Below are 14,388 nucleotides of genomic sequence, written 5' to 3' on the forward strand. Positions count from 1 at the left end.
CATCCAGATTGAAAGGCTTCAGAGAACCACGAATCACACGAACCACACGAAAAAAGCGCCGGGTGGCAGAAGTTTAGAACCTCCTCTTCCCGGCCTTCTCCTCCGGCTACGCTCGGAAGAGAAGGAGAATCTTAAAGGCAGCTCGGAAGAGAAGGAGAAGGACGGTTTTTCGCCAGATCTGTGAAGTTAAGCGGTTCGAATTTCCTGCCGTATTTCGTGTGGTTCGCTTAATTCGTGGTTAAACCCCTTTCAATCACGTCAGAGGCCGCGCAGCGCCACGGTCATCACCTGGAGATCCGATCCCGTTGGAGGACGGGACCGGATTTAGCGTTTTGAATCAAGGCGCCGGAATAAGCCGGAAGAAGACAGCGCCGTGCGCCGAATTTATCGGCACACTGATCCCGCTCGTGCTGCCGCCAGGATAATCGCCCCAGTTATTACTCAGGCCCACCGCCAGGCTGTTCGTTTGCGATTGAAGTTTGAAACTTCCGGTCCACGAAAACTGCAGGCTGTTTCCAACGCGACTGAAGTTCAACGTCGGTTGACTCGGGACCACGGACGCAACTGTAATGCTGCCGTCCAATGCCAGGTCGTTCACCCACGTCGCCCCACCGCCGCTGACGGTCATTGTCTCGCCATTGAGAACGGGCTGGTTGAAGATCGTGAACTTGTCGCCCACACTCAGCCCAGCCCCGACATTCACCACCGTGAGAGTTCCTGTCCCGCCATTGGAAAGCGTGCCCGCAACCTGTACCGTGTCGTTCGAGACACTGGCGGAACGATCCACTTCGATGAGCAGGTTTCCGTTCAGCGTCAGGTCGCTGTTGATGGTCATTGTGCCGATTGGATCGCCGGGCGCGAGCACAGCGCCGCTCGCAATCGTGACCGGAGCAGATATCACTCCTGTGCCGCCCAGCGTGCCGCCGCTGGCGGTGATTTGATCCACAAAGATGTTAAGTCCGTTGAGATGGAGCACCCCGCTGCCGGTCTTGTTAATGCCGCCGTTGAAAATGTCGCCATTGAGTGTGGCTCTGACCGGGTTCTCCACCTGCAGCGTTCGAACGGCTGCGCCCAAGTCCACTGTTCCATTGAAGGTGAGATTGTGGCTGCCGCTGAACACCAGCGGTGAACCCGCTATAGCGCCCGTGAATAAAATCGGATTATCCACCGACCGCGCACCGCCCGAAGCAAACAACGTCGACGTTGCGCCCGAATCCACGGAGATCGTTCCCGTGCCGAGGGCGCCAGAATCGACGGTTGGGAACGACGTCGACAGGGAATCTGCGCCAATCCCGACGGTTCCATTCTGAAGCGTCGTGCCGCCAGAATACGTATTCGCCGCATTCAGCAAGGTCGTGCCTCCATTGCCATTCCGCGCCAGCCGGCCGGTTCCCGATATGACGTTGTTAAACGTTTGCGTGCCCGAAGTGTTGGCGCTGCTCAGGATCAGGAACGTGCCGCCTGAATTATCGACGACGAGCGGACGATTGAAGACGATATTCGTGTACGCCAGTTGGACGGCCGGACCCGACACGGTCGTGTTGAAAATCGTCAAAGTGCCGTCAACGCCTGTCAGGTTGTTCTCCAGGCGCAGGGCCGATCCTGACGTGTTGCGAATCAGAATCGTGCTGTCCGCGGTAACGACCACCGGGTTGGCGACTGTGACGAGCGCGTTGCCGGAATCCAGATTGCCGCCGGCCAGTGTCACCACGCCAGTTCCCAACGCCTGGCCGCTGTTGATCGCGATTGCACCGTTGCTGATCGTCGTTCCTCCACCATACGAATTCACATTGTTGGTCAGATACAACGTGCCCGTTCCCGTCTTTAACAAAGTTGTGCCAGGACCTGAAATGCTGCCGCCGGGACGGAAGATGTATTCTTGCACAGTATCCACGGTGATCTTTCCGGGGCTGAGAAACGGACTGGCGAGTTGAACCGCCAAATTTGCCGACGTGTCGTCGAAAATAACATTGTCACCAAAATTGAACGTCACGGGATTGCCGGCTTCGAGCCAGTTGGGTGTTGTGGCGACATCCCATAAGTTTTCAGCGCCATCGCCCGACCAAACGAGATTGCTCACGGCTTTCACGGTCAGTCCGACTCGGGTGGACGTTGCAGCAGGAGCGCAAGTGCCGCTGACCACGACGTCGTAACCATTCAATGCAGTCGCTGCATCGGATCCATCGACGGGATAAATTGTGAGCGTCGGCGTGTTCACACCGGAGTAGTGACCGCCGTTTGAAAGGTTAACGCCGTTCTTGCGCCATTGATACGTCAGGCCATCACCACTCGCTGCCAAGGAAAGGGTGCCCGCTCCTCCCGATGCCACGGTGATTGCGGCGGGTTCGGTATCAATGCTCGGCGCGGCGAGCAACGCGACGGTTGCGTTGCCGCTCATCCAACTGACGCAACCCGAAACCGTATTGCTGGCGAGCACGGTGTAGATGGCGTTGGCGTCCTGGTTGCCGAAGCTCACTGCTGCGCCAGTCCCGGGAATCGTCGCGCTATAAACGCCGTTGGTGTGAAGCCAGTAATCCACGTTGACTTCCGATCCCGACAAGCCGACGGGAAAACCCGCGCCGGCGCAAATCGAGCCGCCGCCTGTCACATTGAAGACGGCACCCGCAGAACAGGTTGTTGGTGTCACATCCGCCCAGTTCGTGCTGACGCGGATTTCGTCAATCCAATACGACCCAATGCCTGCATTGGCGACTGCGTTGTTCTGGAAATACGCCACGCTGTTAAACGCAGCGACGTCATTGTTCGCGGTTGTGCTCAAGGTCGGGGCAGGAATGCTCGCGTTGTTGCCGAGCGACGTCGGATTGACCCAGAGATCAACGGAATCGTTTGTGGTGGAACCTGCGTTGTATTTGTAACGCAGGACGACGAGGTAGGTGTTGTTCGTGACGAGGCTGAACGGGATGGCCGCGGCTGGGGTCGTTGAATTTTTGGCGATCATCAGGTGGCGTTGCGTATCGAGAAAGATGAGTGCGCCGTTGGCGTTCACACTGGAGCCGCTGCCGCCCGAGGGGCTCAAGCCGAAGAAGCGGGAGGTCACCACGTTGGTGGTTTGCACGTTCAACAAAAACGAAGCGTAAACATCGACGCCGGGTGGCAGCTCGAGAGTGGCTCCGCGATCCTTCGCACCCGCGCCGGCGGGGCGGGATTGCAAACCGCGGGAGTTGGCGATGTCTTCGGTAAGCAATCCAGGATAACCGAGCGCGGCCAGGGCGATGGTTCGTGCTGACGAACTGGTGGCACTGTTGCCGAAGTCCCATTTGAGGAGGCTTTCACCGGCGCCAAGGTTGCCGTTTTCTGCGTAAGTGAGGGGAAACGGCTCGTAAAATGGAATGGGAGAAATCGCGTGGGCCGCCTGCGAGAGCGCCAGCAGGATCCCGACGCAGCAACTTCTGAAGAACGTTGCTGAACGATGGCCTGCCGACATGTTGGAGATGGAAGGAGACCATCTACTGAGCTGGGTTGTATTCATAGGGGTTGAAACGCGTTGGATGAAAGGTTTAACGCATCACTTTCTCGTCGCTGCAACCAAGCCGCGCAAAACGCACGCCTTGGATTGAATGGATATGCCGCAGATTACAGGGAATCCCTGTGCTGTCATCCTTAAATGCGCGCGGCGCGCGCTGCGCCGGTGACGACCGCCTGAACCAGGTTCTTGCGTTCGCATCGGAAGCCCATTTCGCGGCAGCAGCAGCTTACGAAAAATAATCCGCCACAATGGCGTGGTGCAGGGGAGTGGACGCCGTTGGTGCGTCCCCGGACGCGAAAGGTCACTGTAGCGTTGCGCGCGATCGCTGCGGTCACATTCTGCCAATCTGACCCGCTCACGGAACGTTGCAGAAGCACCTTCTGCTTGTTGACGGCAAACCAGTGTGGGGAAAACTACGGAGGATCAAGACATCAAAAGGAAGGACCCTCGCGGCTCGAAAAAACGAATGCGAGTCGTTCCGAGGCCCGCTTGTCGGAGTCATTTACATTCGATGAGCAACGGTCGTCCCTATGAATCCGTGTCGCGGAAATTTTTAATTCCATATCATTCAGCCCAAGCAACTTACGGTTCTGGCACAGAAAAAGATGCACAACGGCCCCAGTCCTGCTCATGCAAGTCAACACTCGTAACAAACAAACCCAAATTCATACGATGCATCTATTTGATAAAAGTTCCCGAGCACTTCAGATTTTGACCTTGGCAGCTGCAGGGTTCGTCAGCACCTCTATCGCGACAGCGCTTCCTGCGCCGAGCGGCTCTCCTGGAACGTTGCCGGCAAATTCGTTCGGTGGTTCCGGAATCCCGACTCATCATGTGATGTTGGATACTGAGGGCGGCCTGACAATCGGGCTTGCCGCGCACCAGCGCCTGGTCGGCCCCAACTTGGTGAATGATGGAAACGGAACGTATTTCGCGAACCCAGGCGAGAGCGCACCTGGAGTTTCAACTTGGAACTTCGCGTGGTACATCAACAATCCGATCGGCATCGCGGGCGGCCCCGGACTCGCCGCTTATAACTTTCGTTTGACGGCCGGTTCTGATGCTCTGGGCTACGGAACCTTCAATCCGCTGTTGTTCCCCGACAACGCGCCTTTGCTGTCGGTGACCACTGCAGGCAATTCGCAGAATCTTGGATTCGGCTGGGTTACTCTCATTGGCCTGGGTGCATTTGACCCAAATGCAGACGACACCTATGCATTTACGCTCGAAGCCTTCTCTCTGACCGACACTTTGTTCACCTCGCCGGTCGCGAGCGCAACAATCAATGTCCAGGTCGGCAGTGGCGCCTCGTCGGTTCCGGACGCAGGTTCCACTTCGATGCTGCTGAGCATCGCACTCGCCGGCTTTGCCGCAGTGCGCCGCTTTGTGGCGTAATTCCAGTTTACATCTCTGCAGTGTGCAGCCCGAAGGGCCGGAGTAATCCGGCCCTTCTTTTTGTCTCGTTCGGGAACTTTCCGCAAACCGCAAACTTCGCGGGTCGAGTTCTCACCTTTCCAAAACGTGCGCTGAGCCCGCTTCCAGTCAGCTTGGAAGCACGGCGATACAGCCCGTCCTCCGTAACAGCTTCTGCGGAGCAGCACCCTTTCGCAGGGTACGATTAATTCAGTGGCGGCTGATCTGAGTGTCTCGCATGCTTAACGCTTTTTTCCGGGCGGCAAGGATGCACGCCCTCTACGTCAGGCAAGATGCCTGCCCCTACCCTGCCTCGGGCTTCGGCCCGGAAGATGGACTCGCAGAAACCGAGTTTGACCACCCGCTTTTAATAGCATCCGCTTTCGTAAGCGGCGCTACACAATGTGCTTGACCGTCGGGACGCCTTTAATACTTTTTAAACCTTCTTAATTATTATGATCGTCGTGCCATCACGCATGGGGCGGTTGAACAAGAGGGCTGTCCTCGTTCATCTGCGTCGCATGGGCACGGCTTCCAGGGCCGATCTCGCCAAGGCGCTGGGCCTCAGCCAGCCAACCGCAGGCAAGATCGTGGATGAATTGATTGAGATGGGCGTGTTTGAGGAAGTTCCGGTTGAAGTCGAACCGAAGGCCGGGAACAACGCGCGCTCCAAGGCAGGACGACCCGCCCGCATGCTGCGACTCAGCCAATCAAAAGCCCGATTCCTTGCCATTCAACTCGGCATTCAAAAGACCACATTCGCCCTGCCCTCCGTGGGATCCTGCGGCGAAGATGCCTGGATCGCAGAGATCGAAACGCCCGGATCAGAAGCGGATCTGTCGCGGCGACTGCGTGAGACGGCAGATAACCTTCCGGCGAAGAAATTCTGGGGCGTGATTGTCAGCGTTCCTGGCGTCGTGGATGAACGGACCAGCAAAGTCATCTTTTCCCCGAATCTTCATTGGACCGCGGCCGCCGATCTCCCATCCCTCATTCGCCAGGTTTGGAAGGCACCCGTCATTCTCGTCCAGGAGGAGCACGCATTGGCGCTCGGGCACCAATCGGCGGACTCCGCCGAAGGCGACGATTTTCTGCTCGCAGATTTTGGGGACGGCGTGGGTGGCGCCGTCGTGATTGGCGGCAAATTGCATTCGCACCCGCTCCCCATCAGCGGTGAACTCGGCCACACACCCGTGCTCGGCAATTCACGCCGATGCGGCTGCGGCGCGACGGGTTGCCTCGAGACGCTGGTTTCAACACGCGGGCTGCTGCAGAGTTTCGCGGCGGCCAAACCGAAGGCCACTCGTTCATGGCAAAGCCTCACGGCTTCCGTTGCGGAAAACGGCGTCGAACCGTGGCTCGCCCCAGCCCTTGATGCCACCGCAGTCGTCGTGGCGGGCGCCCTCAATGTCCTGGGACTGCGTCACGTGGTGATTACCGGCACCATCAGCGAGATGGCGGCGCCTGTCGTGGACTACCTTTCCGCTGCCATTTCCCGAGGCGCGCTTTGGGCGCGTTTCGGGGACGTCAAAGTCGAACCCGCTTCGCGTCGCCGTGTCGCGGGGCTGGTCGCCGCGGGATTGGACCGGCTTATCATGCCGATGCCCGAAGGCCGCGATCACATGGCTCCCGTTACCGCAAATACAACACACTCATAACCAACAACGATTTTTCGAATCCCCCCCCCAATATGATCAACCTGAAACAACTTGAAGTCTGGTTCATTACCGGCAGCCAGCACCTTTACGGGCCCGAAACCTTGAAGAAGGTCGCGGAACATTCGCAGGAAATCGCAAAGGGCCTCAGCAGCGCCGCGGCGATTCCTGTCAAAGTGGTTTTCAAACCTGTCCTCGTTTCGCCCGACGCGATCACGGAGCTCTGCCAGGCGGCAAACAACGCGCCGAAGTGCATTGGCCTGATCACGTGGTGCCATACGTTCTCGCCTTCAAAGATGTGGATCAACGGCCTCAAGCAATTGCGCAAGCCGCTCTGCCATCTGCACACGCAATACAATCGCGACATCCCATGGGCGACAATCGACATGGATTTCATGAACATGAACCAGGCCGCGCACGGCGATCGCGAGCACGGCTTCATCATGAGCCGCCTGCGGTTGAATCGGAAGGTCGTGGTCGGCTTCTGGCAGGATAAGAAGGTCCAGGGCAAGATCGGGGCGTGGGCCCGCGCAGCCGCCGCGTGGAACGATTGGCAAGGCGCGAAGTTCGTGCGGTTCGGCGACAACATGCGCGAAGTGGCAGTCACCGAAGGCGACAAGGTGGCCGCGCAACTGAAGTTCGGTTTTTCAGTCAACACACACGGCGTAGGCGACCTTGTCAAAATCGTCAACGAAACCTCCGACAGCGAGGTTGATCAACTCATCGGCGAATATGAATCGGTGTTCGATGCCGCCGCAGACCTGCGCAAAGGCGGCAAGCGGCACAAATCAATTCGGGAAGCCGCGAAGATTGAACTGGGCTTGCGCAGATTCCTGACAGAAGGCGGATTCAAGGGTTTCACCACGACATTCGAAGATCTCCACGGCCTCGCGCAATTGCCCGGCCTCGCGCCGCAGCGCTTGATGAACGACGGCTTCGGTTTTGCAGGCGAAGGTGATTGGAAAACCGCCGCGCTCGTGAGGGCAATGAAGGTCATGGCGTCAGGAATGCAGGGCGGAACCTCGTTCATGGAGGACTACACATATCATCTGGATCCCGTGAACCAGCTGGTTCTCGGCGCGCACATGCTGGAGATTTGTCCCTCGATCGCAGATGGCAAGGCGTCGTTGCAGGTGCATCCGCTGGGCATCGGCGGCAAGGCGGATCCCGCGCGGCTCGTGTTCAACACACCCGCAGGCCCGGCGTTGAATGCGGCGTTGATGGATTTCGGAAACCGTTTTCGGTTGCTCGTGAACGAAGTCGAGGTGGTCAAGCCGGAACAACCGATGCCGAAACTTCCTGTCGCGCAGGCCGTCTGGAAATGCAAACCGAACTTTGAAGACGCGTGTGCGTGCTGGATCCATGCGGGCGGAGCGCATCACACGGGTTTCAGCCAGGCGCTCACGCGGGAGCATCTCGAGGACTTCGCGGAGATGGCGGGATTGGAATTCCTCCTCATCGGCGAGAAGACGACGGTCTCAGACTTCAAAAAAGAGCTGCACTGGAACGAAGTGTTCTACGCGTTGAATCGAGGCTGGACGGTGTAAGCCATACTGGATCCGACCGCCACTCGGAACGACTCAGCAGCCGTTGCCCGGTTTAGTCGCGCATAATAACTCTATGTTTGCTGCCCTGATTTCGCTGAAGCGGCGTGCACGCCGCGCTCCATGCCTCGCCGCCGCAAGCCTGTTCCTCGCAGCGGCGTGTGCTTCGGCTGCGCCGGCAACAATCACGGTCAGCGTCGACAAACCGGGCCATGCGATCTCGCCGTTGTTGTGGGGAATCTTCTTCGAAGACATCAACCTCTCAGCCGATGGCGGGTTGTATCCGGAACTTGTGCGCAATCGTTCGTTCGAAGACGCGGATCATCCGGAAAACTGGAAAATCATTCCGCGGGGCGGGAGCAGCGCCGCCATCGACGACACGCGCCCGCTCAATCTCTTCAACCCGCACAGCCTTCGCGTAAAGACGGACGGCCTTTGCTCGCTGGAGAACGGCGGATATTGGGGAATGAATTTCGTGGCGGGCGACCGTTACGATTTCAAAGTCGCTGCACGCTCTGCAGACGGATTCCGCGGCACCATTCAGGTTCGGCTCTGCGACGCGTCGGGAAATGCAATCGCCTCCCGCGAGATCAGGGCGCTGTCGGCAGACTGGAAATATCACACCCTGTCGCTAACGCCTTCGAAGTCAGATCCAAAAGGTCACTTGCAGGTTGAAGTGGTTGGAACAGGAACGGTATTCCTCGACATGGTTTCGTTGCTGCCTGCCAAGACATGGAAGGATCACGGACTTCGCGTGGACCTTGCGGAATCCATCGACGCACTGCGGCCTGCGTTCCTGCGTTTTCCGGGCGGATGCTGGGTCGAGGGCGAAGTCATGTCGCGGGCGTATCAATGGAAGGACACTGTTGGAGCGATCGACCTGCGCAAACCGCTCTTCAACATCTGGGGTTATCACGCGACGCATGGTTTGGGGTACCACGAGTACCTGCAGCTTGCCGAGGATCTCGACGCGGAACCGCTCTTCTGCATCAACGCGGGAATGTCGCATCGCGAATCCGTCCCGATGGGACGCATGGATCGGTGGGTGCAGGACGCGCTCGATGCGATTGAATATGCGAACGGCCCGACCAATTCTGTGTGGGGTTCGCTTCGCGCGCGCAACGGCCATCCCAATCCGTTCAACCTGCGTTACCTGGAAATCGGCAACGAAAACGGAGGGCGCGATTACGCGGAGCGCTGGCCGCTGTTTGTTCATGCCATCCGCCAGAAACATCCTGAGGTCATTCTCATTGCGAACCATTGGGCCGGCGGTTTTCCCACCAACCCAATGCCTGAAATCGTCGACGAGCATTATAATGAATCGCCCGAAGCTTTCATGCGGCGCGCCACGCAATACGATTCCTACGATCGCAAAGGGCCGAAGGTATTTGTCGGCGAATACGCGGTGACGAAAAACGCGGGCAAAGGCCATCTGCGGGCAGCGCTGGGCGAGGCGGCTTTCATGACGGGAATGGAAAGGAATTCGGACGTGGTGGCGATGGCTGCCTACGCGCCGCTGTTCGTGAACTTGAATCATCGCGCATGGAACCCCGACCTCATCAATTTCGACAGCTCAGGCTGGTACGGCTTGCCCGGATATTACGTGCAACAAATGTTTGCTTTGAACCGCGGCGACGTCACGCTGCCAATCCAGGTGCAGAGCGATGAACTCGAACGGCCGGCGCCGCGCGGCGCGATTGGATTCGGAACATGGAACACGCAGGCGGAATTCAAAGATGTTCGGGTGGCCTCGCCGTCGGGCGACGTGTTATTCACGTCAGATTTCAGCAAGGGAACCAACGGCTGGAAATTCTTCGGCGATGGCGAATGGAAGATTGAGAGCGGCGCCCTGCGGCAATCCGCAGAGAAGCCGTTCGTCCGCGCGTTGTTTGGCGACAAGTCCTGGAAGGATTACACCATTGAGGCCAAGGCGCGAAAGTTGGGCGGACGCGAAGGGTTCCTCGTTCTTTTCCATATTCAGGATGATGAAGATCGCACGTGGTGGAATGTTGGCGGTTGGGAGAACACGCAGCATGCCGTTGAGTTGGACGCAACCACCAACCCGCGCCGCGGGAGCGTGACGGAAGGAACCTGGTACGATCTCAAGGTGGAGGTTGCGGGACCGCGTGTTCGCTGCTGGCTCAACGGCGATTTGATCCACGACGTGCGCCGCGCTGCGTTGCCGACGAAAGCCATTTACGCGAGCGCAACCCGGGATCGCAGGTCGGGCGATGTGATTGTCAAGGTCGTCAACACGGATGCGGGTCCGGTTGAAACCACAATCGATCTGCAAGGCGCGGGCGCCTTGACAGGGGCCGCGAAAGCGATCGTTCTGACGTCCGCGAGTCCAGCTGATGAGAACTCAATCCAGGAACCGCGCAAAGTTTCGCCCAAGAGCGAAGACGTGACGCTCGCGGGCGCAAAGTTCACACGCAGTTTTCCGGGAAACTCCTTTACTGTACTCCGCATTGCCACTCAGAAATGAAATCAGCATGAACATTATGCATTCACAGTTCCTGAACTTCAGAAAGCCCGTGGCGCACTTTTCCGCGGCTGCCGCATCATCAGTTCTCCACACCTGGACCGCATTGGGCCGCGCTGGCAAAATGGCGCTTCATTGCCTGCTTGCAACGGTCGCCAGCGGAGTTCTTGCGGCGGAAACGGCCACCCTCTCGGTTCAGTTTGACAAGCCCGGCGCGCGCATCAACAGCGCCATGTGGGGAGTTTTCTTCGAGGACATCAACTTCGGCGCGGACGGCGGTTTGTATGCCGAACTGGTGAAGAATCGTTCGTTCGAATTTCCCGATCCTTACATGGGCTGGCGAATCCTCGCGCCGCCGAACACCGTGAGCATCGATACATCGCGCCCCGCGAGTTCCGCCCAGCCCAACTTCATCCAGGTGCCAGTGGGCGCCACGCTGCTGAATGAAGGTTTTCGCGGAATCGGTGTGCGCAAGGGTGAGACGTATGTCTTTTCAGTTGATGCGCGCGCGCGCGGACGCCGGCCTGCATTGCGCATCGAGCTCATCAATACCAACGGCCATTCGCTGGGGACGGCGCGCATCCGCGGCATCGGGCGCGATTGGAAAAGGCACACTGCACAACTCCGTGCTTCCGCGACACAGCCGCACGCACGGCTCGCCGTGATCGTGGAAGGATCAGGATCCGTCGACCTCGACATGATCTCGCTCTTCCCGCGCAACACCTGGAAGAACCGCCCAGGTGGATTGCGCGCAGATATGGTGCAGATGCTCGCCGACTTGGAACCCGGATTTCTCCGATTCCCTGGCGGCTGCATTGTGGAGGGACGCTATCTCACCAATCGTTATCAATGGAAGAACACAGTCGGCCACATTGCCGAACGTGTTCCGATCATCAATCGTTGGAATGATGAATTTGCAAGACGCGGCCGTGGCGCGGCGGACTATTATCAGAGCTTCGGGCTGGGCTTCTTTGAATACTTTCAGCTTGCCGAGGATATTGGCGCAGAGCCCATGCCGATTCTGAATTGCGGCATGGCGTGCCAGTTCAACTCCAGCGAACTGGTGCCGCTCAACGAATTGGATCCTTACATTCAGGACGCGCTGGACCTGATTGAATTTGCGAACGGCCCCGCCAGCACGCGCTGGGGAGCATTGCGGGCGAAGATGGGACATCCCGAGCCGTTTCACATGAAACTGCTTGGCATTGGAAACGAGCAATGGGGGCCGCAATACATCGAGCGCTACGGCCGTTTCGCGGAAGTCTTGAAGGCGAAACATCCCGAAGTTCAACTCATCGCGGCCGCGGGTCCTGATCCCGCAGGTGAGCGCTTTAATTTCCTGTGGGGCAAGCTGCGCGAACTGAAGGCGGATATCGTGGACGAACATTTCTATCGTCCGCCGGATTGGTTCTTCAGCAATGCGTATCGATACGATGACTACGATCGCCTCGGGCCTGAAGTGTTTGCGGGTGAATACGCATCGCACACCCGGGAACGCGCGAGCAATCTCGAAGCGGCGTTGTCCGAAGCCGCCGTGATGACGGGCTTCGAGCGCAATGCTGACGTGGTGCGCATGGCGGCTTACGCGCCGCTGTTCGCGCACGTGGATGCCTGGCAATGGCGCCCTGACTTGATCTACGTGGACAACCTGAACGTCCTTGCCACGCCGAGTTACCACGTCCAGAAACTCTTCAGCCGGAATCGCGGCGACATGGTCCTGCCGATCAAATCGAGCACTGCCCGCGAGGAACGCTTTTACGCCAGCGCGACGCGCGACATGACCACCGACGAAGTGATCCTGAAGGTCGTCAACGCAACCACGAACGCGGTGGATGCAATGGTCGAAATCAATGGCGCTGACATGGTTGCCACAGGAAAACTCACGCTGCTGACTTCCAGCCGATTAACAGACGAGAACACCTTTGCCCATCCGGAGAAAGTTGCGCCTGTGGAGGACAAGCTGGATGTGTTCTCGCCGACATTCAGCCATTCCTTTCCGCCCCGCTCCGTTTCCGTTCTGCGGATTCCTGCCAGGGTGACGCAGCAATAACATCCACCACTTACATGAGCCCCAAATACACGATCGGTCTTGATTACGGCACGAACTCAGTTCGCGCCCTCATCGTCAATGTCGCCAGCGGCGCGGAAGTCGCCGCGGCGGTCTGGACTTACGCACACGGCACACAGGGCGTAGTCCTCAGCCGCGATCCCAACCTCGCGCGCCAGCATCCCGCTGATTACGTGAAAGGCGCCGAGGTAACCATCCGGCAGGCGCTCGCGACGGCAAAGAAAAGCGTGCGGGGCTTCAATGCGGAACAGGTCGCCGGCATTGGGGTCGACACAACCGGCAGCACTCCCCTGCCCGTTGATTCCGAAGGCCAGCCGCTGGTATTTCAAAAGAAGTTTGAAAACGAACCCGCTGCAATGGCGTGGCTTTGGAAGGATCACACAAGCGTTCACGAAGCCGCGGAAATTACGTCCCTTGCGAAGGAAATGCGGCCTGAGTTTCTCGCGAAATGCGGCGGCACTTACTCGAGCGAATGGTTCTGGAGCAAAATACTGAAATGCCTGCGCGTCGCGCCCAAGGTCTTCAACGCGGCGCATTCGTGGGTGGAACTCTCCGACTTCGTTCCGGCCGCCCTTACGGGAACTTTGCATCCCGACAAATTCATCGCGGGCGTCTGTGCTGCGGGACACAAGGCGATGTGGAACGCCAAGTGGGGCGGATATCCCGACCAGGAATTCCTCGCGAAACTGGATCCAAAACTCGCGGCGTTGCGCGAACGCCTGACGACGCGCGTTTATACGGTCGAGAAAGCCGTCGGCGGGCTAACGGCCGATTGGGCGAAACGCACAGGTTTGAAGCCAGGAATTCCCGTCGCGGTGGGAGCCTTCGACGCGCACCTCGGCGCTATCGGCTCGGGTGTAACGGAAGGTTCGCTCGTCAAAATCATTGGGACCAGCACCTGCGACATCACGGTCGCTCCCAACCAGTCCAAACTCGCCGATGTCCCCGGCCTGTGCGGGATCGTCGACGGCAGCGTATTGCCCGCGCACTTCGGACTGGAAGCAGGACAATCTGCCGTGGGCGACATCTTCAACTGGTTTGTGAATTACATCCAGCCTCGGGGCAAAGCTGGAACCCACGAGGCGCTCACGGCGGAGGCGGCGAAGCTGAAGCCAGGCGAATCCGGTTTGCTGGCGCTCGATTGGAATAACGGCAATCGAACGATTCTCGTCGATCAACGCCTGACTGGATTGATGCTCGGCCAGACGCTTTACACGACCCCTGCGGAGATTTACCGCGCGTTGATTGAAGCGACCGCGTTCGGCGCGCTGACGATCATCAATCGTTTTGAGGAATATGGCGTGCAGATCAAGCAAGTGCTGAACTGCGGGGGGATCGCGGAGAAAAACCCCGTCGTGATGCAGATTTACGCCGATGTGACGGGGCGTCCGATGAAGATCAGCCGTTCTGCGCAAACCTGCGCGTTGGGGTCTGCGGTTGCTGCTGCGGTGGCGGCCGGAGTGTATCCCAACTTTGCAACCGCGCAGAAGAAGATGACTGGATTGAAAGCGACGGTTTACAAGCCGAACGCAAAAGCGCACGCGGTATACAAGGACCTCTACAAACTTTACCGCCAGATTCACGACGCATTTGGAACGAAGGATTGGAACGGAAATCTTTACAACGTGATGAAGGACCTCATCGAAATCCGCAACCGCGCGAGAAAATGAAGGCAGGAATAACCACGAAACACACGAAACACACGAAATGAAGACTCTCAGAAATGCCTTTGCTTCTTT

Annotated in this window: 7 protein-coding genes; 6 read left to right on the forward strand and 1 reads right to left on the reverse strand. The window is 58.3% G+C overall.

Going from position 1 to position 14,388, the window contains the following annotated elements; genetic code table 11:
- Positions 1-337: 337 nt before the first annotated feature.
- Positions 338-3,490, reverse strand: a complete 3,153-nt coding sequence (locus VEH04_01870) for an autotransporter-associated beta strand repeat-containing protein (protein ID HYG21499.1) — start codon at positions 3,488-3,490, stop codon at positions 338-340.
- An 834-nt stretch (positions 3,491-4,324) separates the two neighbouring features.
- On the opposite strand from VEH04_01870, the gene VEH04_01875 reads away from it, so the two are divergent.
- From VEH04_01875 to VEH04_01900, 6 genes are all read left to right on the forward strand, one after another.
- Entirely contained in the window at positions 4,325-4,882 is a 558-nt protein-coding gene (locus tag VEH04_01875) for a VPDSG-CTERM sorting domain-containing protein (protein ID HYG21500.1), read from the forward strand.
- Between the two features lie 473 nt (positions 4,883-5,355).
- Positions 5,356-6,558 (forward strand): ROK family transcriptional regulator, encoded by a 1,203-nt coding sequence (locus tag VEH04_01880; GenBank protein ID HYG21501.1) that lies wholly within the window; start codon positions 5,356-5,358, stop codon positions 6,556-6,558.
- A gap of 32 nt (positions 6,559-6,590) precedes the next feature.
- Positions 6,591-8,102, forward strand: coding sequence for an L-arabinose isomerase (gene araA, locus VEH04_01885; protein HYG21502.1), 1,512 nt, complete (start codon positions 6,591-6,593; stop codon positions 8,100-8,102).
- Positions 8,103-8,175: 73 nt separating this feature from the next.
- The gene (locus tag VEH04_01890) at positions 8,176-10,584 is read left to right on the forward strand and encodes an alpha-L-arabinofuranosidase C-terminal domain-containing protein (GenBank protein ID HYG21503.1); all 2,409 of its coding nucleotides are present in this window, start codon (positions 8,176-8,178) and stop codon (positions 10,582-10,584) included.
- Between the two features lie 7 nt (positions 10,585-10,591).
- On the forward strand, positions 10,592-12,631 hold the full coding sequence (locus tag VEH04_01895; GenBank protein ID HYG21504.1) for an alpha-L-arabinofuranosidase C-terminal domain-containing protein: 2,040 nt from the start codon (positions 10,592-10,594) through the stop codon (positions 12,629-12,631).
- A gap of 14 nt (positions 12,632-12,645) precedes the next feature.
- Positions 12,646-14,319 (forward strand): ribulokinase, encoded by a 1,674-nt coding sequence (locus VEH04_01900; GenBank protein HYG21505.1) that lies wholly within the window; start codon positions 12,646-12,648, stop codon positions 14,317-14,319.
- Positions 14,320-14,388 lie beyond the last annotated feature (69 nt).

Source organism: Verrucomicrobiia bacterium, from assembly GCA_035629175.1.
GTDB lineage: Bacteria > Verrucomicrobiota > Verrucomicrobiia > Limisphaerales > DASXHY01 > DASXHY01.

What these genes read in the sequence shown, in the direction of transcription:
- VEH04_01895 (HYG21504.1), top strand. Translation starts at nt 10,592, where the DNA reads ATGAACATTATGCATTCACAGTTCCTGAACTTCAGAAAGCCCGTGGCG.
- VEH04_01875 (HYG21500.1), top strand. Translation starts at nt 4,325, where the DNA reads ATGTTGGATACTGAGGGCGGCCTGACAATCGGGCTTGCCGCGCACCAG.
- VEH04_01890 (HYG21503.1), top strand. Translation starts at nt 8,176, where the DNA reads ATGTTTGCTGCCCTGATTTCGCTGAAGCGGCGTGCACGCCGCGCTCCA.
- araA (HYG21502.1), top strand. Translation starts at nt 6,591, where the DNA reads ATGATCAACCTGAAACAACTTGAAGTCTGGTTCATTACCGGCAGCCAG.
- VEH04_01880 (HYG21501.1), top strand. Translation starts at nt 5,356, where the DNA reads ATGATCGTCGTGCCATCACGCATGGGGCGGTTGAACAAGAGGGCTGTC.
- VEH04_01900 (HYG21505.1), top strand. Translation starts at nt 12,646, where the DNA reads ATGAGCCCCAAATACACGATCGGTCTTGATTACGGCACGAACTCAGTT.
- VEH04_01870 (HYG21499.1), bottom strand. Translation starts at nt 3,490, where the DNA reads ATGAATACAACCCAGCTCAGTAGATGGTCTCCTTCCATCTCCAACATG.